The sequence below is a fragment of the Euryarchaeota archaeon genome, assembly GCA_016207515.1.
In the GTDB taxonomy this organism is placed as follows: domain Archaea; phylum Thermoplasmatota; class SW-10-69-26; order JACQPN01; family JACQPN01; genus JACQPN01.
Genome location: JACQPN010000004.1, coordinates 1 through 20,522 on the forward strand (window position 1 = coordinate 1; position 20,522 = coordinate 20,522).

The window sequence follows — 20,522 nt, forward strand, 5'->3', positions numbered from 1 at the left end:
GCGAAAAGTCGCATCATCTCTATGATGAGGCGGCGTCCGTGGCAAGTAACCCCCTCACGCGCTTGTGAATGTATGGGCATTCATCTCTTCGCACTCGAATCGTGCATGAGGCGCTATTGCGCCCGGTCAATCCGCCCGTCTCCCACTCAAAAAACGCACTACCATCGTGCAGATGCAAGCACGGGTTAGGGGTGATTGACTTGAAACGCCTCCTTACGAGCGACCATCGTGAACATGACCGTGGCCATCACGCGGGCCGTCGCCGTGATGGCCTTCCCGTAACCCTTTCTGGCCTCGAGTCGCTTACACCTGCGCGCGAGGGCGCTATCGGGGCACACCCGAACATGGTTTCTGGCGGCTTCCACGAGCGCCCACCTCAGCAGGCCGTTTCCCTGCTTCGTGATACTGCCTCGCCTGTCCGTATCACCGCTTTGGTGTTGCCTGACCCCGAGGCCTGCGTACGCTCCCAACGCGTCCTTGTCCTTGAATCGCGTGAAGTCACCAACCTCGGCCAAAATGAGTAGGGCCGTGTAGGCTCCGACTCCAGGTATCGTCATGAGGAGACCCGCCTCGGGAAGATCGGTCGTCTCTTTTCCAATACGCTCCTCAAAGTCCCGGATCTCGCCTTGGATCTGTTCGACGAGTTTCAGCGTGCTCTCCACTTCGGGGATGCCGAGTGTCCGCAACCACTTCCTCCCGTCCTGCGTGAGGACGGGATTCTTTTCGCGGAAGTGACCGTGCTTGATCAAGTCATGCATGAGCTTTCCCCGAAGCCGCCGACTCTCCTGTCCGAGGAATTGCCTGTGCCTGGCCAAGTCCCGGAGTCGTTGGACTTCTTCTGGTGCGAGGTAGCTTTCCGGCAAGAGATTCGCCCGATACAGGTCGGCAAGATGCCTGGCGTCCTTCTTGTCCGTTTTCACGACCGGCTTCGGAATCCTGCTTGTGTTCGCAAGGTGGACGTCGAAGTCGAGTTCTTGAAGCCACAATGCGACCGGTCGATGCATGCCCACGGTTTCGATCACGACTGGTGCCGGAGAAAGCATCTTCAGAGCTCGCCGGTACGATGGTCTTGATGTCCGGAACCGCTTCTCCCCGAGAACGGTCCCGTCCTGGGTCATGACGCAGGCCTGTGTCTCACGCTTGTGCACATCTAGGGCTATTACGTGGCGCATTCCAACCCTCCAAAGGGCTAATGGGCCACCGCCTCATCACATAGCCTCAAAAGCGGGCCATCAATGGCACCCACGGCGCCTCGATGGCCCTAGATGAGATGTGGCCCGCCAGGTGAGTTCGCTCTCATCGCCTTCTTTGCCCGGCTCGCTCCCATTGATGAGATGGGAGCCGTGCTTACGCACAATGCGATTCATTCGGGCGGGCCGTGCTCCAAGGCGCACTGTCGCTCTTAGTCTTTTTGCGCCCTAACCGTGTGCGGTCTCCGAATGGGGCTCGAAATAGTCGCCGCGGCCGTATTCGGCGACTAGCCCGCAATGCGGACAACGGTACTCGTTGGCTCCAAGCACGGGCATCTCGTTGGCCGTCTGCCCCCCGACGATCCCAGAAGCGAACAATTCCTCGCACGACTTGCATCTCAACTGAAGTACACGCGTATGGACCACCTCAAGCGGTAACGCGAACCAGCGCTACCCGCCCAAACTTCCCCAATATCATTTGGTCGAAACCAATATAAATATCTTAAGGAGGGAATACGAAAAGTGTCGAAAACACGCGAGGCCACGGCCCCGACGTCGAGGGGCTTCACTTCAACTTTTCCGCGATCGCGCGCTTGATCTCTGTCAAGGACATTCCTTCAATGTCGATGCCCAATTCCGTGGCCGCACGCCGAGCGCTTTGCTCGTCCGCGGAACTCGACCGCTTCACAGCCGCACCCTTCATCTCCTCCTCGATCTCGCGCTTGCCCTTCTCGAACTCGCCGCGGGCCTTACCGAGGCTACGGGCGACCTCCGGGATCTTGGCGGCGCCAAAGAGGAGAAATATGATGATGAGGACGATGAGGAGTTCACCAGAACTCAGGTTGAAGATGGCAGGATATGGGGCGCCGAACATGCGATTCGGACCATGAGTGAGCGGCTATTAATCTTTTCCACACGACCCTTTTTCTGGCCGGGGGCCAGAAAAAGCGTCGACGGAAAACTCGTACCCAGTTCCAGAAACGAAAGCCACCGGCGGGATTTGAACCCTCGATCGGAGGACTTCGTCCTCCTCGCTCCGGGCGTCGCCCCGCTCCGCCCGTCGCACCTGCTGATTACGCCAAAAGCCACCTGAGGGATTTGAACCCTCGACCTGCTGATTACGAATCAGCTGCTCTACGAGGCTGAGCTAAGGTGGCGACAGGCGCGCAAACGAGTTTTTCCTTTAAAGGTTTGCGTGTACCGCGGGTCGTGGGCACGGCCCACTTTGAACCCCTAAACTATTAGCCGGACCGCGTAATCTCGCCCGCCGCATGTTCGCCAAGCGCCTGCCTCGTCTCCCCTTCTTCCTTCCGCGGTTTGTCAAAATCGCACGGTTCAAGGGGCGGGTCGAACGGGCCGCGCGGGACGCGCCGAAGGTCGTCCACATCACGCACTTCCAGTGCCTCGACGGCGCGGGGTCGGACGTTCTCATGCGCATAGCTCACGGCGATGCGAACGTCCGCACCGTCTACGTCCGCCCCGAGGACGTCCGGCGGGCGCTTGTCTTCATCGGGCCCATAGCCGGCAACGATCGCACCATAGCTATAAGCGACCTGTCGGTCCAGATGGGCGACGGTGAGGCCGTCGCGGGACTCCTCGCGGGCCTCAAGCGCCGTGGTTGGCGGGTCGAATGGCGTGACCACCACCACAAGCAGTGGGAAGGGGGGGCGATGGAGAAGATCAGAACTGCCGCCGACGTATTGAACGTGGACAGCGAGAGCGCCGAATGCGGGGCAAGCCTCGTCCAGGCGGACCTTCTCCCGAACGACGCGTTCGCCAAGGATTTTGCGAACGTCATGCGGGACCGCGACCTGTTCCTCCGAAAGGACGCGCGCTCCTCGATGCTCAACGAGGCGATGCAGGAGATGGGTGGGCTCCGCTACGTCGCCCACGTGGTGAAGCACCGGAAGGTCGTCGACGAGACGATCCAAGGCGCGTTCGAGCGCCGAAGACGCGAGAAAGACGAGGAACGGCGCCTCGCCGTGAAACGTTCCCGGGTGCATGCGCTTGACGGAGCAAAGGTCGCGATAACTTACGGTCGGCTCGATGCGACGGAGGTCTTGGCGGCGTTACGGGAGGAGCACGGGACCGACATCGAGTGCCTAGTGAAACCGGATGGTAGTTTCAGCATCCGGTCGCGCAAGGGATTGGAGATCTCCCATCTCGTGGCGCAGCGGCTGTCGGGCGGCGGCCACCCGAACGCTTCCGGCGGCCAGTTGGGCCTTGCGGGGCCGATGCTGTGGCTTGGGCCGGGTCTTGCGAAGGCGGAGGATCGTCTCCTCGATGCGATCCGGGCCGTGTTGAGGAAGGAGTGAGGCGAGGTCGCTTGGGACCTATCGCTTGCACACGTCGACAAAGTTCCTGAATATCCGTTCCCCGAACTCCGTGTGTTCGACCTCGGGGTGGAACTGCAGGCCGAAGAACGGCTTCGTCCTGTGTTCCATCGCCTGCGTCTTGCAGTGCGCCGAGTGCGCCAAGACCTTGAGGTCGCCGGGGACGAGGCTCACTTCGTCGTTGTGGCTTTCCCAGACTTGACTTCGTTCCGGAAGTCCAGCGAGGATGCGGCCTTGCTCGGCGACGACGAGCTCCGCCTTTCCGAACTCCGGCACCGACGAGGGCGCCACGGAGCCGCCGAAGTGGCGCGCCATGAACTGGTGCCCGGCGCAGATGCCGAGGATCGGGAAATCCCCTTTTGAGAGGTACTCGGCGCACGCTCCCAGCGTGTCGTTCAACCCTATGCGCGGGGCGCCGCCCGAGAGAACGAGGCCGTCGACGTCGAGGTCGGCAAGGGGAGTCGTGTTCGGGACGATCTGGGTGTCGACACCCAGGTACTTGAGGACGCGCCATTCGCGATGCGTCCATTGGCCTCCATTGTCCACGACGAAGATTCTCATACAGTCTCCTCTTCGGCGTGGATGAGCGGAGCCGGCGGTTCCGCGAAATCGACGACGAAGATCTTCATGAGGGGTCGCCCGTCCATCGGGCTTCATGTTGGTATTTGTTTCGCCAAGGCCCGCCGAGGCCCACGGTTCTTTGTTCTAATACTTTGCCGCGAAGCCGTTAATAGGTGTCGTTGGAGAGAATCCATCGGGATAAGCGTGAAGCTCGATGACCTGGTGAAGACCTACAAGTTCATCAACGACCCTCGGATCCCCAAAGTGAACATGAAATTCTTGGCCGTCTTCGTGATGGCCGTAGCGGTGGTCGCGGGTCTTGCGTTCCTTACCCCGGGCGCAAACGATGAATCGTCGCTTCCCCCCGCTGCAAGCACCGGGAGCGGCAACCACATCATCGAGCGGCCCGGCGCGGGCACCACGACCACGTTGTCGGTTTACATCGGTTACGACCCGCAGTCCTTCGATCCGTCCGCCCCCTACAGCCGGGCGGAGGTCGATAAGGCGGTTGCCACGTGGAAGGCGGCGAACCCGGGATTGGTCGAGACGCAGCGCAGCCCCGTCACGGCCGAGAACATCGTCATCGGGTTCGAGATCACGTATCTCGCGCCGCCGGCGGCTGACCCGACCGCCGCGGCGGAAAGTCAGGGAAGCCAAGAAACGACCGTGGGGGTAAAGGTCGATATTCCGGTCCCGGGAATCAACGCCTAGGCGCGAAAGCGTTCAAACTGCAAGATCGGTTCCTGGCTTGAGAAGACCTTTCCGATCCTATCAGTGCTCATCGTGTGGATGCCGCGGTACACGAGATCTACGATCTGGCCGCGACCTCCGATGTGGCGCACCTCGTACCCGTACTTCATGCAGACGGCCCTGAACACACCGAACTTGCTGGTGTTCGTCATGATGCCTGCCCACTTGCCCGCTTCGAGCATCGGCGGGCCGGAGACGATGAGCCAGTTGTACAGCGAGCGGTTGTGCGTCCGCGCGTGCATGAGGCGTTCGAAGTTGTACAGTTCGGAGACTTGGGGCGAAAGATAGCGGTTGACCTCGTCTTTCGACATTCCGGTGCGTTCGGCGATGCGTCTCAAACTCTGTTCGCCCCGTTCGCGGCGGAACTCCTGGAGGCAGTCGATGAGCTTTAGGCAGTCGCGCTCGATCTTCTCGAGGACTCCCCGATCCGCGCGCTTGGTGGCGATCACCATCTTGTCACCACTGATTTGACCTCAGGTTACAAAAAGGCTCGCCTTCGCGTCTCTGGGTGGTACAACGAAAAGAATATTGCCAAGGGGCGATACGCGCACCCGGCGATTGCCGGTCTCGCGGCCCAGCGCTGGCTCGGCGACGCGCGCCAGGGCGACCCCAGGCCCCGAAGTCCTCGATTGTCCGCTTCCTCCATTCAACGCACCATCTTGCGGCGACACCAATGTTTTTATACGAGTTCCGGAGGTGTCTCGTATAGTCCCTTTGCTTTTGCAATCTTTTTCAACCAGCTCATGCGCTGCGCCGACGTAAGAGTCCCGTGACGGCTGCGCGGGCCGCTGCTTCAGGATTTCATCGTGAGCTGTATCATGCCCCACGACGCCGCCCCCGCGACGACGAGCGCGACCAGTATCTGCACGTCGTTCATGGGGTAGTGCGAACCGCCTGCCATCATCAACAACATGGGAAACGACAAGACGACGTTCATACGGCTCGCAATCATCGCCTGTTTTCCCCACGCCGGGTCGGGCTTCTCGCCCTTCTCCGTGGCCGTGATCACCTTGTTCTGGTTCGGCCAGATGATGCGCCATACGTTGAACACCATTACGAGGCCGAGTAGCATCCCCACAGTGATCGTGCGCCCGGCGGCCGTCGAGAGCAGGATGCCGGTGGGTGTCGCTGTCGTGACACCGTAGCTCCAGAAGATGAGGCCGAACCCGGCGAGCACCGTGAGCATCGAGCTCCACCTGAACCAGAAGAGGGCACGCCCGATGAGCTTCGGAAGATACGTCTGTTTGAAGGAGGCGTCCGCGGAACCGATGAAAGGGACGTTCACGAAGTTGAAGAAATAGAGGAGGCCGATCCAGGTGATGCCGGACACGAAGTGGAGCCAACGCCACACGAACGCGGCATCCACCATGTAAGCGGCGGGCCACGTCACGGTGAGAAAAAGGATGTCGCCCACCAGGAGGATCGTGGCAAGGCCCATGACCAGCATCTGCGCCATGTCCGAAGGCGCTTTCTTGAAATCCCTTCCCATCGCGGTTGACTGCGTCGTCGCTGCTGCGGCTGCCACCAAGACCACCGCGTCGAAATGAGGGACGCGGTACTTAAGGCTGATTAGCTTGACGCGACGGGCAGGAACGAGACCGGCGAAAAGCAAGCGCACGCCAAGTCGTCGGCGCGTCGTTCGGCGGCACGTCGTCCACCCCGCCCGGCGTGCTGACCGCGTCTTAGATGGTCCCTGGAAGGGGCACCACGTTCACGGACATGCTCACAGTTCTCGAGTTCCCCGCCGTATCGTAGGCTTTGGCGTATAGCGTGTGGCTTCCCGCCGCCTCGTTGCCTATCGGCCACGACCAGCTCCAAGTCGTCGGGCCCATCTGGGTCGCGTCGGCGCGCTCCGTCGCCAGAGTGTCCACGTACATCTCCACCGCCACGACCCCCGAGGCGTCGGTGGCGAAGACGTTCACCGTCAGCGTGCTGCCGACGGCTAGCGGCATGATGGTCGAGAAGGTGTTCGTCTCCATGTCGTTCACGTAGATGCGGCCCGTGAAGGGGCGGTTCACGTTCGCGACCGGCGGCGTCACGTCGCTTCCCGTCGTGAACGTGAAATCGCCGAGGGCCGATTCGAGGGCGTTGAGGTTCGTGGAACGCACCCGGAAATGATAGGTCGTCGATTGGGAAAGCCCCATGAGGGTGACGGAGTGCGACGTGACCGTCTCGACCCGCGTCGTGGTCGAACCGTATGAGGCGGTCGGCCCGTATTCGACCGTCGAATCGGACGTGTCGTCGGTCGTCCACCTGACGATGGCCGAAACGATCGAAGGAGTGCTGCCGACGGCCGTGATCTCCGGCGCCGTGGTATCGGGGGGCCCGCTCATCATGACGAGGATCCTGTTCCACTCGTCCGCCACGGTGTTCGTCGCGTCGCCGTTCACCGAATTGGTGGCGAGGTACGCATAGATCGTCCCGTTCCCGAACCCCGTCGAGGGCGAATTCCAGACGAGGTCCCAAGACGTCTGGTCGTTGCCGAGCGTCGTATGCGTCGCCTCCGACCGGTCGGCCGTCGGCGTCTGCGCCGCTCCCCCGCTCGGGGCGGCGGAGATGTTCCCCCGGTCACTCGCAGATTGAACCCGCCAGTGTTCACGCGGTTCGGGTTCACGACGAAACCTGGACCGCCCGTGAACGACACTTCAATCGGGTATGAGGTCGCGACACTCCATGTGGCGGGAAGCCCCGCGATGGACGGGGTGACGGCGGGCGATGGACTCGGAGAGTGACAGGTGCAGCCTCCCTGCGCCTGCCCCGTGATGCCGCCGGACCGGCTGCTCACGTCGGCCGCGGTCGCAAAAAGGAGCACGACCGCCAACCCGATGGCTACGAATCCGCGCCTCACCGACTATCCCCCGTCGGGAGCGATGCGGAAGAGCCTTCCGCTGAAGTATTCGAGGACGTACATCGAGCCGTCGGGGCCGAAGGCGAGGTCGATGGCGAAGTCGAAGCCCACGGCAAACGGCACGACCGGACCGAGCCCCGTTTGGCGCTCTGGTTCCACGAATGCGACGTAGGCGCGATCGTCCGCCCCGTCCTCGGGGGCGCTTTCCGGAAGGCCCGAGTAGACGGTCACGAACATGCGGCTTGGGCCGCCAGCGGGAAAGCCTGACGGGGCGAAGGCGATGCCTGCCGGGACGGCGCCTAGGCTCGCAGAGTCCGGCACCACGGTCGCCGCACGGCGTACGTTGCCTTCCGAGACCTCTACGATGTCGTCCATGTGGTTCGCGTCCGCCGCGGAGCTTCCCTGGAGGACCGTCCTCTCCTCGCCGGCTTGGAGGCGCGCCCTGTAGACGCCCATGTTCTCCGTCGCGTAGACCACGCCGGCCTTCGGATGCCCCGCGGGCGCGATCGCCAGGTCGAGGCAGTTGCGGCAGCCGCGCGCGTAGACCATGGAAGGGTCGACCGCTCCTTGGCCCGGCGTGAGGAGGGAGCTCGAATAGTCGACCGAATAGGACCGTTCGCCGGTGAACGGGTCGTCTGGCGGCCTGCCGTTTATCCCTTCGAGCGCGTACAGAGTGCCATCGGCGGCGAAAGCGAGGCCCATCGTGCCCGTCGTGTCGAGGTCGAGGAGGTCACCTTGGCCGAGTTCGTGGCCCGCCTCCTGGTCGGTCACGGGGACGAAAACGAAATCGGACCTCTGGGAAGGAAGACCGGTCGTGTAGGAGACCGCCGCTCCCGTTTCGTTGAGGATCGAGATCTCCCCGTATTGCGTGAAGAACACCGTGCCCGTGGCGTTCACGGCAAGTCCGATCGGGTCCTTCAACCCCTCGGCGAGCGTCGAGACCGTCCCCTCGTCCCCCGAGAGCGCGATGGAGCGGAGCCTGCCGCTGGCAAGATTCGTGTTGAACGGCGAAGCGAAATGATACCTGCCGCCTTCAAGGACGAGAAGCTCGTCGCCGCGAAACGCAATACTCGTCGCATAGGCAAGTGTGACCGGCGCCCCGCCCGGTTCGAAAAGGGCTATCTCCTCTACCACGAAACCGCCTTGGGGGATCAGAATCCCGGCCGGGCCTTGTGCCGGCCCAAAGCCAAAGCTCGCTGGAACGACGCCCACCAATATCATCGATACTATGATCGCCCCGGTCCCCGGTCTCAACTCGCCTCGCCTCTTGCTTCGGATTCGCCGGGCGCCGCTTAACCCTTTTCGCGTCACCGACGCGACCGATGCATCGAAAAGAGCATTATGTCGAGCGTCCGGCCCGGTTCGAGGTCCCGCACCTGGCGCTCGCACGCGTCGCCATAGCGCAGGACATGGAGGACGGCCCAGGCTGACGCGGGGGGGACGTGATATGGCCGCGGTTTCCCTCTGTGGCGGCCACCGCAGGTTTTTATATAAGTTGTCCATTCGTAGCCCTACTTCGGAAACGCGTCGGCGACGATGCGACACGCTTCGAAAGCGGCGCCCCGAAGGTCCAATGAGACATTGCGCGAAGCCGCGTTCGCGGATTTGGCGCCATGAAGGAGGAAAACAAACATGCCCATACACGTGCGATTCGAGGTTCCGACGGAGATCAAGGACAAGACCTACGAAGTGATCGAGGCAGCCCGCGATTCCGGTTCGGTGAGGAAGGGAACGAACGAGGTCACGAAGATCGTCGAGCGGGGCCAGGCCAAGCTCGTCGTCCTGGCCGAAGACACCCAGCCCCCGGAAGTCCTCGCGCACATACCGCTCCTTTGCGAAGAGAAGGGCATCCCGTACACCTACGTGCCCTCCAAGCAAGAGCTCGGGACCAGCGCCGGACTCGAAGTGCCGACCGCCAGTGTCGCGGTCCTTGACCCCGGCAGGGCGAAACCCATTCTTGACGAGTTGACCGCCAAGCTTGCGGAACTCCGGGCGAAGTAAGGGAGCGTGTGAGACGTGGCTGACGAAGAAGACAGCGCAATCCCCTCCGAAGTGGTCGAGATCATCGGCCGCACAGGCATGACAGGCGAGGCCACCCAGGTGAAGGTCCGCGTCCTCGACGGGCGCGACAAAGGCCGCATCATCACGAGGAACGCCTTCGGTCCCATCCAGATCGGCGACATACTGATGCTCCGGGAGACCGCGAGGGAAGCCCGTAAGCTCAACGTGCGGTGAGGAACATGGTGGAAAAACGCGACTGCTCGTTCTGCGGGAACCCTATCGAACCGGGCACTGGGAAGCTCTTCGTCCGCCGTGACGGGAACAAGTACCACTTCTGCAGCGACAAGTGTTCGAGGAACCTGCTGAAGCTCAAGCGGGTCCCGCGCAGGATCAAGTGGACGACCGCGTTCGTGAAGGGCGTCCAGAAGTAGGTGTGAGTCTTGACGACACCACCGATCGAGCGCACCTTCGCCATGGTGAAGCCGGACGGCGTACAACGCGCCCTCGTCGGAGACATCCTCGCGCGGTTCGAGAAACGCGGCCTGAAGATCGTCGCCATGAGGCTTTTCCACATCCCCCGCTCGCTCGCGGAGGAGCACTACGGCGAGCACAAAGGGAAACCGTTCTTCGCCGGTCTCGTGGATTTCATCACTAGCGGCCCCGTCGTCGCAATGGTGCTCGAAGGCCGTAACGCCATCCAAGCGGTGCGCGACATCAACGGCGCCACCGACCCGAAGAAGGCGGCGCCCGGGACCATCCGGGCCGACTACGCGCTCGACATCGGGCGTAACGTCGTGCACGGCAGCGACTCGGACAAGGCCGCCGACAGGGAGATCAAGCTCTTCTTCTCGGAGAAGGATCTCGTGATGTACGCGCGGGCCGACGAGAAGTGGGTCCAAGAGTAGGCCGGGTCTCGGCCCTTACCTCCCGATTCCATACGCCGCATACGTCATGAGAAGCAGCGCCAACATCCCAAGGATGAGGCCACCGATCCAGAACGCGGCCGAGAAGACGTGCAGGAGCATCCACCCGAACATCGCGACATCTACCACATCGTCACCACCATCGGGAAACGGCTTCTTCGCATTATCCATGTTTCAGGCGCGTTTCCGCTCCAGCAGGCCTTTAACCGAAAAAGGGGTTCCGCGCGCGATGGTAATATTGGCCGCAGGGCCGCGACGCCGGGTGTGTTCCTTTGGCTGACGTCCTGTTCTCCGTGGCGATGGGCCTTTTCCCGGCGCTCTGTTGGGGTGTCGTCGACATACTGGCCAAGCGTGTCGTTGACCGCACGAGCGTTCCCGCGACGCTCGTCATCCTGAACGCGATAAGCCTAGTCCCGCTGATGATTCTCGCGTGGCCCACAACCTTAGTCCTATCGGGTGCGGACCTTCCCATCATCGCGCTCCTTTGTGTTGCGAACCTGGCCGGCGGGATATTCCTATACCTGGCCTTCCAGCAGGGAAAGCTCTCGGTTGTGAGCCCCATCGCGGCGACTTACCCGGTCCTCACGGTCGTCCTCGCGGCGAGCTTCCTTGGAAGCGCTGTCGCGGGCCTCCAATACGTCGGCATGGCGGTCGCCGTCGCTGGCGTCTATCTATTGGCGCGGGAAGAAGAGAATGGAGGCAGGGCAGGGGTCGCGGGCCTCATTCCCGCCCTCGGAGCGGTTCTCGGCTTTGGTGTGACTTTCTACCTCTTCAAGCCCATCGCCCTCCTGATAGGCGTATACTGGGCCGTAGTCTTGCCGAGGATCGTGACGGTCGGAAGCCTTCTTCCGGTCTCCGCAGGCGAGGTGTTCAAGCTGACGCCTCGCACGTACGCGATGCTCGCTGCGATGGGCCTCTTGGATGCTGCTGCCTACACCGCCTATAATTTCGGCGTGACGGACGGCGACATAAGCATAGTCGCTCCCCTTTCGGGCCTATTCTTCGCGTTCACGGTCGTCCTCGCCCACGTCACTTTGCGCGAGCGGCTTCGCCGGCTGCAGGTCATCGGGGTCGTCGTCATCGCGCTCGGCGTCTTCCTGATCGCGAGGTGAAGCCAGGAGGGCGCGGGAGGTTTGTCGCCCGCGCGAAGGCCCGGCCATGTTTTGGAAAAGTGGCCGGGGGAAAAGAGCGGGTAGTTGTGCGGAAGCGGCCCAGTGCATTCCGTGCATCCCACCGGTTTCGTCCAGCAGGAATTACTGACCCCGACCGGGTCGTAGAATGTCGCCTTGGCTATTAATAAGTTTCGTGAATCCATGAAGTCGCAAACACACAATTTTATCGAAATCCAAAAATTGTGAACCTGTCGACTCTCGAAAGCGCGAAAGCTATATACGCGCATCAAAATATAATTCCTTGAATGGGCCGCGACCTCACGCTCACCAAGGACCCGGAGGAGATCGAACGCATCGTGCGCCTCCTCGCGGCCTCCGTCAACGTGAAGATCCTTTCCGTACTCAACGAGGAGCGCCGCAAGGGCGAGGGATGGCTTTTCCTGTCGGAGATCGCGGACCGCACGAGCGAGAAGCCAGGCACGATCGGGCTCGCAATCCAGAAACTGCTTCCACTCCTTGAGGAGCGGCGCGAGAAAGGCAGGCGCTACTTCCGTTCCCGCATCAAGGAGTTCAGGATAGTTCTTGATGAAGTCGGTCCCAAACGGTCCTAAAGCTTCATCAAGCACGAGATGACGAGCCGAGGGAGTCATCGAAGTGCGCGATAAAGTAGGCCCCAAACGGTCCTAAAGCTTCATCAAGAACGAGGTGACGACCCAAGGGAGTCACCGAAGTTTTGGACGAAGTCGGCCTGCGCAAGTGACATCGCTTTCCTTGACCTGGTATGCCCCATCGGCCGATGACGGTATAACCATCGTCGATATTGCCGCCTTGTGCAAGTTTACCTTGAGACGCACGGCTGTGCGGTGACGCAGGGGGAGTCCCGCGTCATCGAATCGGTCCTCGTTCGCGACGGCCACGCGCTCTCCCCGACGCTTGCCGATGCGGACACGGCGATCATCGTCACCTGCGCCGTGGTGGAACGGACCGAGCGCGACATGGCCCGACGCATCGCGGCCCTCAAGGAGTCTGGAAAGGACGTGATCGTCACCGGCTGCCTCGCGACGTCACGCGCCGACCTCATCCGCGACATCGCCCCCCAAGCCATCATCCTCCCGCCGCAAGGCGTCGCCCACGCGTCGACCGTCATCGAGACAGGGGTCGTGCCTCCTAAGAAAGACCCGCGCGTCCGGGTACGGCGCCAGGACTCGGCGCCCGTGGAGACCATTGTCATCAACGACGGGTGCACGGGGAACTGCTCGTTTTGCATCACGAAGCTAGCGCGACCCGGATTGGAGACGTTCTCAATCGACGACATCACCGCCGACGTCCGCGACGCGGTCGATGCGGGCGCAGTCGAGATCCGGCTCACGAGCATGGACACCGCCGCCTACGGCGCAGGCACGGGGCCGCGGTTACCGGCGCTTCTTCAACGCGTCTCGCGCGTCGACGGCGATTTCCGGGTGCGCGTAGGGATGATGAACCCCTTCGCGCTCGAACCAATACTCGACGACCTCATCGAGGCCTTCCGAGAGCCCAAACTGTTCAAGTTCCTCCACCTACCCGTCCAATCGGGAAGCGACCCGATTCTCACGGCGATGGGGCGTCATCACACGGCCGCCGATTTCAAGGACATCGTTGCCAGGTTCAGGGCGGAGTTCCCGGACATCACCATCGCGACGGACGTGATCACCGGCTTCCCGGAGGAGGATGAAACGGCGTTCGAAGCGACCGTGCGCCTCCTCGACGACGTTTCCCCCGACATCATCAACATCACCCGGTTCTCGCGGCGCCCCGGGACCCGCGCCGACGCATTCGGCGGGCAGGTGCCGTCGCGCGTCGCGACCGACCGAAGCCGCATCCTTACGAAGCATAGGCTGCGGACATCGCGCGAGCGCCTCCGGCGCCACGTCGGCCGACGCGTTCGCGTGCTCGCCACGGAGCGACTCCGACAGGGCTCCGTCGTAGGCAGGACGCAGGAATACCGGCAGGTGGTCTTGCCCGACGTTCCCCTTGCGAGATGGTACGACGTGGAGGTCACCGGTTCGACGGATCATTGGCTCGTCGGCGAAATCGTCTCAGGCGGGGTCGCGCCGACAGAGACCTCCCATCAGGCCGAATAGGTAGGGTCGGGGAAGAAGTAGTAGCGGAAGAATTTCGCAGCCGGCGGCGCCGCGTCGTTGCTGTACCAGACGAAATGAATCTCGTTTCCCGGCTCGACGAGACCGTCCGCTGGCGAGGCCGGATCGTACGGGCCGGCCCTCGCGGCGTTGTAGACCTTGTGCGTTTCGTCCACATGGATGCGCTCGGTGGCGGCCATCACGTGAGCCTTCCAGGTCGTCTTGTTGGAATGCGGATCCCGGAAAGGCAGACCGTTCCTGTAGACGCGGGCGTCGCCCCACGCGGCGGCGCGGACCAAGATCTCCGGGACGAGCGTGTCCCCGACGCCGCTTGCGCCATGCTCGTGGATGTTGAAGGCGACGCCGCCATCGTGGAAGGGCCTTGATTCCGTGAACCGGTCGAAGATGACCAAGAAGTTCGCGCCTGAATCGGTGACGTTCACTTCTACGAGGCCGCTATTCGCGGTGTTCGATAAGCTCACGGCGATCCGCCCATCGATTGAGTGGACGTTCTTCGCCTCATAATCATAGGTGCCGCTCGTGGCGAAACCGCCGGTCGCGGACGCCGTCAACGTGTCCCCTCCAAGCCCGACGCAGCCCGCGACAAGAAGGAGGCCTAAGAGGAACGTTGCCGTTTCGCGCCTGCCCTTGCGCACGCGCGTGAAGCATGGCGACGTTACTTAACGGTTGCCCGATGTGCGCGGCTTAGAAGACAGCATACGTTTAAATCAGATGAGCGAATTGGAGAGCCGGGGTATCCCAAGGATGAAAGTATCTGAACTTCGCGACCGCGCCAAGGTCGACACGATCGACGTCGAGGTCGTCAAGAAGGAAGAACCGCGCGAATTCACTTCCAAGTACGGTGATTCCGGCATGGTCTGCGACGCCGTCGTGAAGGACGAGACGGGCGAGGTGGATCTCACGCTCTGGAACGACGAGATCCAAAAGGTAAGCGTCGGGAACAAGATCCGCATCACCAACGGGTGGGTCTCGGCGTTTCGGGGAAAGAACAAGCTCTCCGCCGGAAAGTACGGAAAACTCGAAGTCCTCTAGTGCATCCCGCGTCCTTCGATCCGGTTTTCCTTCCATATCAAAGCGTAGGCTCTGAAACGCAACCCTTAAGAGCCATCCTTCCCACAAGTATCCTGAAGAGAAGATGGACCCCCAGGGGTTGCCGCACACCGGCGGTCATTCGGGTCTGCCGGAACCAACGCCGAGACTCCCGATCGAGACGCTTCGCGACTATTATGTGACGCGTTTCGGCGGATTCTCCGAGGACCTGACGGAAGGCGAGATCGGCATCAATGCCACCGCTTTGGAACTTAACACCCGCCTCGAACGCGCCACCGCCGTCCTCCTCATGAAGATCCACGCATTGACCCGGATACCACTGCATTTCCGTCGGATGTTCACCATAGTACCGATCGACGATTCGATGCCGGGCGCATTGGCGCACACGCTACAGGGCCAAGCCGTCCTCTCGCCGTGGGACGCCATCGAAGGCGGGTGGCGCGAACATTACGATCTTCTGGAAGGGGATGAGATCATCATCAATTCGATGCCCGCAAGATGGAGGCTCCCGGAGAACCTCTTGAGACGGCTTTCGACGGGCGGTTGAAAGACTTCATTAACGGCCCAACCGCTTGCATCCTGTTGCCCGAGATGTTCGACATCGTGGACGCCGATGATCAAGTCATCGGCCAAGCCTCCCGTGCGGAGGTCCATCGACGAAGGCTCCTCCACAGGAGCGTCCACGTTTACGTTTTCAACTCCAAGGGCGAGCTCTACCTTCAACACCGCAGCATGAAAAAAGACCTCTATCCCGGAAAATGGACGGGCTCCGCGTCCGGACATCTTGGTCCCGGCGAATCCTACGCCTCGGCGGCACGGCGCGAACTGAAGGAGGAACTCGGCGTCGACTGCGACATGCACGAGGCGTATCGTTTCGACTACGAGGGGCGCGAGGAGCGGGAAAAGAGCGCGCTGTTCCTGGCGCGCCACGACGGGCCGATGGCCCACAACAGGGAGGAAGTCTCCGACGGGAGATTTGAAACGCTTGCGACGGTCGAAGCGTGGCTTCGCGAACGGCCCGATGATTTCGCGCCCGGGTTCCAAGTCGGGTTCGAGAAGTTCCTACGCGAAGGGCCCGCGCTTCCCCTCGTTGGCGATCCCGGGGACAAGAGACGCAGGGGGCTGTGAAGCACGGGCGCGCAATCAGCCATGGCCTGCGCGTTGATCCTGGTCTTGTCAGTCACCGGGTGCCTGCGTCCGCCCAGCGACGCTAAGAACCTGACGGCCGTCGATGATGTCACCGCCGGCGGCATGTCCGACGACGAGGGCCCGGGCGATGGCGCCGCGGGGGACACGGAAGGCGAGGATGCACCCTCGGATGAGGGCGCCGGAACGGGGCCAGATGAGAACGCCGACATGAACGGCACTGGTGACGACTCCATTGGGGGTTCAGAAACGGATGCCGGTGGCGCCTCGATCACCGGGTTGCGGCCGGTGGCGAAACCTTGGGGCGATGTGGACGATTTCGCCTACCAGCTCCAGGACCTTGACCTCGTCCAAATCGGGGCGAGCCGCTTCGACCTCGTTGTCATCGATTATTCGCGCGACGGCACGGACCCCGGCCGCTTCACCCACGCCGAGATCGACGCGTTGAGGAACGGTTCCGGCGGACCGAAGCTCGTGCTCGCTTACGTGAGCATTGGCGAAGCCGAGGATTACCGCTACTACTGGAACGCGTCGTGGGACGCCGATGGAGACGGCGTGCCGGACGCCGATTCGCCCGCATGGCTTGGGCCCGAGAATCCGGAGTGGCCGGGAAACTACAAGGTGCGTTATTGGGACGCCGCGTGGCGTGCGATCGTTTTCGATTACATGGACCGGATCGTCAAGGCAGGGTTCGACGGCGTGTACTTGGACATCATCGACGCTTACGAGTACTGGGGCCCCGGCGGCGAGAGCGGCCTTGAACGCGCGAGCTCAGAGGCGGAGATGGTAGAACTTGTGAAAAGCATCGGGGAGCACGCCCGTTCCACCCGGGGAAGGGTCGGTTTTGGGCTGTTCCCGCAAAACGGCGAAGCGCTCGCCGTCCATGACGACTATGTGTCCGCCATAAGCGGCATCGGCAAGGAAGACACGTGGTACAACGACGACACGCCGCAGGGAACCACCCACACGGAAAAAGTGACCTCCATGCTCGACGTCTTCCGCGCCGCCGGGAAACTCGTTCTAACGACCGATTACGCGACGAAGACCGCGTCGATCGATGATGTCTTCCTTGAGAGCCGGTCACGAGGGTACGTGCCCTACGCAACGGTGCGAAGCCTCGATCGCCTCTCGGTCCCGGAGGGCCACCCGCCAGACTAGGTCGAAGGCGCATCCGCGTCGGCGAAACTGGCGTAAGCATTGAACGTGACGGATCGGGCCGCGACCCTCACGACGACCGCCGGCCTCTCGTTCGGGACCTCGAAATCCGTCTTCCACGAGCCACCCCACTCTGCGACACGCACCCGCGCATCATGCAGGCCCTCTCCAAGTTCGAGCGAGAAGTGGAGGTATTTCCCCGTTCCATTGCTCGCTGGGATAGGGCCGATCCAAAGCGTCGAGTTGTCGACGGACAGCATGACGTCGACGGTCTCTTCCACACCCGGTGAACCGCGTAACTCGAAGATCACCGTCTGCCTGAAATCAGTGGGCAGGTCCTTCGGTTTCGAATCTGCGGGGAGGTCGACGCATCCGGCGAGGGCCAAAGACGCCGCGATCGATGCCAGGACGATTCCGGACCACACCCCTGTCTTCTTTCCGTTCATTCCTTCCTCTCCATCCATCCACGTTCCATCGCGTATTTGAATAGCCGTTTCGTGGTCTGCGTCTCGTTTCCCGTGACCGTCACGCTCGTGCCCCACGAATAGCGAACCCCCTTCTCGTAGTCCTTGAAGGTCTTCCTCACCACGTATTCGACGGGCTTTCCCGTCTCTTGGAACTCCTGTAGCCGCGTGAGAGTCCTGGTGCTCGAGAAGTTCCCGGTGAAAAGGCCGACGTTGCGTTTTGCGACGACGGCGATCTTCGTGACGACGGCGTCGAGGAAGTGCCTGTCGTGGCTTACGACGAGCATCGTGCCGTCGTACTCCGCCAGCGCTTTCTCTATCACGTCCTGCGAGGCGAGGTCGAGGTGGTTCGTAGGTTCGTCGAGGACGAGGAAATTGGTCTCGCCGATGAGGAACTTTGCAAGGGCGAGACGTGCTTTCTCGCCGCCGGAGAGTTTTCCAGCCGTCTTGAATGCGTCCTCGCCTCTGAAGAGGAACCTTCCGAGGATACCTCTCGCCTCCTCGTCGGCCATCTTCGGGCGGACCGACCGCACTTCCTCGATGAGTTTTCGGTTCGGGTCCAATCCCGCATGCTCCTGGTCGAAGAAACCGAGTTTCACCCCGGGCGCCATGTGGATGCGGCCCTTCGTCGCTTTCTCAAGTCCCACGATCATGCGAAGGATGGTCGTCTTTCCGCAGCCGTTCGGACCTATGAGGCCTATCTTGTCGCCCTTGGAGATATGCATCTCCGAGTTCTCGAGCAGCACATCGTCGCCGAAGCGCTTCGAGACGCCCTCGAAGGCGAGGACCTCGTTGCTGCTCTTGTGCGCCGCTTCGAGCTTCATGTTGAACGTCTTCTGCCTGAGACCCGCCGGTTCCGAGTCGCGTTTCATCTTATGAAGGCGGGTCATCTTCGACCTCGCCTGCGCGTCGAAACGGTTCCTGCGCTTGATCTCCTCGATTATCTGGATCTGCCGCTGGACCTCGTCGAACTCGCGCCGCCGTTTGGCGTCCATGGCGCGCGTGTACGCGGCCTTTTGATCCTTGTAATCGGTGAAGTTCCCGTCCCATTCGACGACGTGGTGGTTGTCGAGTTCAAGGATCTTCGTCGCGAGATTGTCCATCAGGTACTGGTCATGGGCGACGAGTATGAGCCCGCGGTTGTAGCGCTCGACGAGGAACTCCTCGAGCCACTCCACGGTCTCGATGTCGAGGTGGTTCGTCGGTTCGTCGAGCATGAGAAGGTCCATCTCTTCCCAGTTCGCAAGGGCTTTCGCGAGGAGCACCCGCGTTTTCTGCCCCCCCGAGAGTTCCTTCATCTTCGTCTCCATCTCGACGTCTTCGAGGCCGAGTTCGTTGAGCATCGTGAGCGCCGCCGACGCGCTTCCCTTCGAGGAAAGGCTCTGGACCTCCCGCTGGAGTTCGCTATAGTGCGTGAGCACGTCCTCGTAACCCGGCGCCTCGTAGAAGCGCGGATCGGCCATCCGTTCCTCGATGTCGTGGATCTCTCCTTCGAGGTTCGTGACCTGGGTGGACTTCACGGTGAGAAGGCTCCCGACGGTCGCGTCAGGAGCGAACTCGAACTGCTGCGTCATGTAACCGTAGCGCATCCGGTTGTCGACGTACATGTCTCCCGTCTCCGGCTTGAGGCGTCCAGTGATGAGGCCGAGGATAGTGGTCTTTCCAGCGCCGTTGGGGCCGAAAAGCGCGATGCGCTCGCCCTCCTCTATCTTGAAACGGGCGTCGGCCAGCACGCGACGTGAACCGTAGGCGAATGAGACGCCGTCGGCGGCGACCAAAAGGCGGGTCATTTACAGGAGCGGAAGAGGCACACCCATTGGATAAATACTAAGCGCAGAAACAGGCCACGCTGTTACCCCGAAGCGGGCATCGATCAAAGACTTGTGCTGATGAACGTCTTGGTGTCTATGACGCCCGCGATAGTGCGTATCTTCCCCACGACGACCTCGGTGACGTCATCTGCGTTGTTCGCCTCGATCTTGCAGATCACATCGAACTCGCCGAAGAGCCCGTACTTCTCCTTTATCTGCGGGATCTTCTCGAGGGCCTTGAAGACGTCATGCTCCTTGCCTGGCGCTGTGCGGACAAGTACGTAGCCAAGCATGGGCATGGCTTGGTCATAATCAATGGTTTATAAAAAGGTGTCTGGGCGTCGTTCTGGCGGGCTACAACGAGTCCTGCATCGGAATCCCCCCTCCGTGGACGCGGGGTTCATTCTAAACGGCCGCGCAAATGGAAGCGTGGGGCCCGTTACTGGACCAATGGGAGCATGTCGGCTTCCTCCACACGGAATTGGAGGAGTCGCTTCTCATGGCCGGCCTCAACGCGGGGCTCCTAAGGAGCGCTAGGTTGGTCACGTAACCTGGCGCGACTGGTTCGTCGGTGACCTCGCCAGCGCCCCGACCGCCCTGGTGGACGCGAAGCTTCCACCGGGCCTAGCGGACCGCAGTCCGCGTCGGAGCCTCGGAAGGAGGCGAGGGAGGGGAGAGCTTGCCAGCATTGAGCAGGATTGCTGGGCAACGAAGTTGCCCAATCAATCTGGACGTCCTTAACGCGGCCGAACAGACAGAACCTGCCGGCCGTCGGCCGCTTCGCGCCTGTCTCGCTCGAATCGGGAGGCCCGGAAGCGACCGCCCGGGTGCTCATGACCATTGACCAATTTATTCCGAACATCCGCCTCGCGCTCGAGGAGCTTGAACGGCAGGCCGGCCTCATCGAGGCCCGGTTCAAGGGCGCCCAGGAGGAGGCGGCAAAGTACGCGAGACGCATGAAGGACCAGGACAGGGGATACGCGTAAGGGACAACAGAGTGTTTGACGGTTGACCGATTGATTTACAAGGGGAGGAGCGCC

27 protein-coding genes and 1 tRNA gene are annotated in these 20,522 nt (G+C 61.8%); 15 read left to right on the forward strand and 13 right to left on the reverse strand.

Annotated elements, in window-relative coordinates; genetic code table 11:
* Window positions 1–185 precede the first annotated feature (185 nt).
* The 3 genes from HY556_02165 to HY556_02175 form a co-directional block, all read right to left on the reverse strand.
* Window positions 186–1,172, reverse strand: a complete 987-nt coding sequence (locus HY556_02165; GenBank protein ID MBI4392589.1) for an IS110 family transposase — start codon at window positions 1,170–1,172, stop codon at window positions 186–188.
* A 583-nt stretch (window positions 1,173–1,755) separates the two neighbouring features.
* On the reverse strand, window positions 1,756–2,064 hold the full coding sequence (locus tag HY556_02170) for a twin-arginine translocase TatA/TatE family subunit (protein MBI4392590.1): 309 nt from the start codon (window positions 2,062–2,064) through the stop codon (window positions 1,756–1,758).
* A gap of 209 nt (window positions 2,065–2,273) precedes the next feature.
* Window positions 2,274–2,347 (reverse strand) — tRNA-Thr (locus tag HY556_02175).
* Between the two features lie 114 nt (window positions 2,348–2,461).
* Here HY556_02175 and HY556_02180 point away from each other — a divergent pair.
* Window positions 2,462–3,505, forward strand: coding sequence for a hypothetical protein (locus tag HY556_02180; protein MBI4392591.1), 1,044 nt, complete (start codon window positions 2,462–2,464; stop codon window positions 3,503–3,505).
* An 18-nt stretch (window positions 3,506–3,523) separates the two neighbouring features.
* Here the strand turns inward: HY556_02180 and HY556_02185 are convergent, their stop codons facing one another.
* Window positions 3,524–4,084 (reverse strand): GMP synthase subunit A, encoded by a 561-nt coding sequence (locus tag HY556_02185; protein MBI4392592.1) that lies wholly within the window; start codon window positions 4,082–4,084, stop codon window positions 3,524–3,526.
* Window positions 4,085–4,288: 204 nt separating this feature from the next.
* On the opposite strand from HY556_02185, the gene HY556_02190 reads away from it, so the two are divergent.
* Window positions 4,289–4,795: a hypothetical protein gene (locus HY556_02190; protein MBI4392593.1), complete on the forward strand. Its 507-nt coding sequence runs from the start codon at window positions 4,289–4,291 to the stop codon at window positions 4,793–4,795.
* Here the strand turns inward: HY556_02190 and HY556_02195 are convergent.
* The 3 genes from HY556_02195 to HY556_02205 all read right to left on the reverse strand — a co-directional run bounded on the left by HY556_02195 (window position 4,792) and on the right by HY556_02205 (window position 7,224).
* Window positions 4,792–5,286, reverse strand: coding sequence for a hypothetical protein (locus tag HY556_02195; protein ID MBI4392594.1), 495 nt, complete (start codon window positions 5,284–5,286; stop codon window positions 4,792–4,794). The two genes, HY556_02190 and HY556_02195, sit on opposite strands and share 4 nt — an antisense overlap.
* A 341-nt stretch (window positions 5,287–5,627) precedes the next feature.
* Window positions 5,628–6,368 (reverse strand): urate hydroxylase PuuD, encoded by a 741-nt coding sequence (locus tag HY556_02200; protein MBI4392595.1) that lies wholly within the window; start codon window positions 6,366–6,368, stop codon window positions 5,628–5,630.
* Window positions 6,369–6,516: 148 nt separating this feature from the next.
* Window positions 6,517–7,224, reverse strand: coding sequence for a fibronectin type III domain-containing protein (locus HY556_02205; GenBank protein MBI4392596.1), 708 nt, complete (start codon window positions 7,222–7,224; stop codon window positions 6,517–6,519).
* 189 nt (window positions 7,225–7,413) lie between these two features.
* Between HY556_02205 and HY556_02210 the strand changes: the two genes are divergently transcribed.
* Complete coding sequence (locus tag HY556_02210; GenBank protein ID MBI4392597.1) at window positions 7,414–7,566, forward strand: hypothetical protein; 153 nt, start codon at window positions 7,414–7,416, stop codon at window positions 7,564–7,566.
* Window positions 7,567–7,685: 119 nt separating this feature from the next.
* Here HY556_02210 and HY556_02215 read toward each other — a convergent pair whose 3' ends face one another.
* On the reverse strand, window positions 7,686–8,816 hold the full coding sequence (locus HY556_02215; protein MBI4392598.1) for a hypothetical protein: 1,131 nt from the start codon (window positions 8,814–8,816) through the stop codon (window positions 7,686–7,688).
* 498 nt (window positions 8,817–9,314) lie between these two features.
* Here HY556_02215 and HY556_02220 point away from each other — a divergent pair, with 498 nt between their 5' ends.
* The 4 genes from HY556_02220 to ndk are packed head-to-tail and all read left to right on the forward strand — an operon-like array spanning window position 9,315 to window position 10,588.
* Entirely contained in the window at window positions 9,315–9,683 is a 369-nt protein-coding gene (locus HY556_02220) for a 50S ribosomal protein L7ae (GenBank protein ID MBI4392599.1), read from the forward strand.
* A 15-nt stretch (window positions 9,684–9,698) separates the two neighbouring features.
* A complete protein-coding gene (locus tag HY556_02225; protein MBI4392600.1) occupies window positions 9,699–9,917 on the forward strand; it encodes a 30S ribosomal protein S28e in 219 nt (72 codons plus the stop codon).
* Between the two features lie 5 nt (window positions 9,918–9,922).
* A complete protein-coding gene (locus tag HY556_02230; GenBank protein ID MBI4392601.1) occupies window positions 9,923–10,114 on the forward strand; it encodes a 50S ribosomal protein L24e in 192 nt (63 codons plus the stop codon).
* A 24-nt stretch (window positions 10,115–10,138) separates the two neighbouring features.
* Window positions 10,139–10,588, forward strand: a complete 450-nt coding sequence (gene ndk, locus HY556_02235) for a nucleoside-diphosphate kinase (protein MBI4392602.1) — start codon at window positions 10,139–10,141, stop codon at window positions 10,586–10,588.
* Window positions 10,589–10,603: 15 nt separating this feature from the next.
* Here ndk and HY556_02240 read toward each other — a convergent pair whose 3' ends face one another.
* The gene (locus tag HY556_02240; GenBank protein ID MBI4392603.1) at window positions 10,604–10,777 is read right to left on the reverse strand and encodes a hypothetical protein; all 174 of its coding nucleotides are present in this window, start codon (window positions 10,775–10,777) and stop codon (window positions 10,604–10,606) included.
* A gap of 101 nt (window positions 10,778–10,878) precedes the next feature.
* Here HY556_02240 and HY556_02245 point away from each other — a divergent pair, with 101 nt between their 5' ends.
* The 3 genes from HY556_02245 (at window position 10,879) to HY556_02255 (ending at window position 13,838) form a co-directional block, all read left to right on the forward strand.
* Window positions 10,879–11,718: a DMT family transporter gene (locus tag HY556_02245; GenBank protein MBI4392604.1), complete on the forward strand. Its 840-nt coding sequence runs from the start codon at window positions 10,879–10,881 to the stop codon at window positions 11,716–11,718.
* A gap of 305 nt (window positions 11,719–12,023) precedes the next feature.
* A complete protein-coding gene (locus HY556_02250; GenBank protein ID MBI4392605.1) occupies window positions 12,024–12,329 on the forward strand; it encodes a hypothetical protein in 306 nt (101 codons plus the stop codon).
* Window positions 12,330–12,548: 219 nt separating this feature from the next.
* Window positions 12,549–13,838 carry a tRNA (N(6)-L-threonylcarbamoyladenosine(37)-C(2))-methylthiotransferase gene (locus HY556_02255; GenBank protein MBI4392606.1) on the forward strand — a complete coding sequence of 430 codons (1,290 nt, stop codon included), beginning with the start codon at window positions 12,549–12,551 and terminating at the stop codon, window positions 13,836–13,838.
* On the opposite strand, the gene HY556_02260 is transcribed toward HY556_02255, so the two are convergent.
* Window positions 13,826–14,491 (reverse strand): hypothetical protein, encoded by a 666-nt coding sequence (locus tag HY556_02260; GenBank protein ID MBI4392607.1) that lies wholly within the window; start codon window positions 14,489–14,491, stop codon window positions 13,826–13,828. The two genes, HY556_02255 and HY556_02260, sit on opposite strands and share 13 nt — an antisense overlap.
* 109 nt (window positions 14,492–14,600) lie before the next feature.
* Between HY556_02260 and HY556_02265 the strand changes: the two genes are divergently transcribed.
* The 4 genes from HY556_02265 to HY556_02280 all read left to right on the forward strand — a co-directional run bounded on the left by HY556_02265 (window position 14,601) and on the right by HY556_02280 (window position 17,210).
* Complete coding sequence (locus tag HY556_02265; protein MBI4392608.1) at window positions 14,601–14,888, forward strand: DNA-binding protein; 288 nt, start codon at window positions 14,601–14,603, stop codon at window positions 14,886–14,888.
* 103 nt (window positions 14,889–14,991) lie between these two features.
* Entirely contained in the window at window positions 14,992–15,453 is a 462-nt protein-coding gene (locus HY556_02270; GenBank protein MBI4392609.1) for a hypothetical protein, read from the forward strand.
* On the forward strand, window positions 15,405–16,034 hold the full coding sequence (locus HY556_02275; protein ID MBI4392610.1) for an NUDIX domain-containing protein: 630 nt from the start codon (window positions 15,405–15,407) through the stop codon (window positions 16,032–16,034). Before HY556_02270 ends, HY556_02275 begins: the two co-directional genes overlap by 49 nt.
* Window positions 16,035–16,055: 21 nt before the next feature.
* Window positions 16,056–17,210 (forward strand): endo alpha-1,4 polygalactosaminidase, encoded by a 1,155-nt coding sequence (locus HY556_02280; protein MBI4392611.1) that lies wholly within the window; start codon window positions 16,056–16,058, stop codon window positions 17,208–17,210.
* Here the strand turns inward: HY556_02280 and HY556_02285 are convergent.
* The 3 genes from HY556_02285 to HY556_02295 all read right to left on the reverse strand — a co-directional run bounded on the left by HY556_02285 (window position 17,207) and on the right by HY556_02295 (window position 19,775).
* Window positions 17,207–17,653 carry a hypothetical protein gene (locus HY556_02285; protein ID MBI4392612.1) on the reverse strand — a complete coding sequence of 149 codons (447 nt, stop codon included), beginning with the start codon at window positions 17,651–17,653 and terminating at the stop codon, window positions 17,207–17,209. The genes HY556_02280 and HY556_02285 overlap by 4 nt on opposite strands.
* The gene (locus HY556_02290) at window positions 17,650–19,461 is read right to left on the reverse strand and encodes an ABC-F family ATP-binding cassette domain-containing protein (protein ID MBI4392613.1); all 1,812 of its coding nucleotides are present in this window, start codon (window positions 19,459–19,461) and stop codon (window positions 17,650–17,652) included. The genes HY556_02285 and HY556_02290 overlap by 4 nt, the downstream gene beginning before the upstream one ends.
* Before the next feature lie 83 nt (window positions 19,462–19,544).
* On the reverse strand, window positions 19,545–19,775 hold the full coding sequence (locus tag HY556_02295; GenBank protein ID MBI4392614.1) for an Lrp/AsnC ligand binding domain-containing protein: 231 nt from the start codon (window positions 19,773–19,775) through the stop codon (window positions 19,545–19,547).
* A 540-nt stretch (window positions 19,776–20,315) separates the two neighbouring features.
* Between HY556_02295 and HY556_02300 the strand changes: the two genes are divergently transcribed.
* Complete coding sequence (locus HY556_02300) at window positions 20,316–20,468, forward strand: hypothetical protein (protein ID MBI4392615.1); 153 nt, start codon at window positions 20,316–20,318, stop codon at window positions 20,466–20,468.
* Window positions 20,469–20,522: the final 54 nt, after the last annotated feature.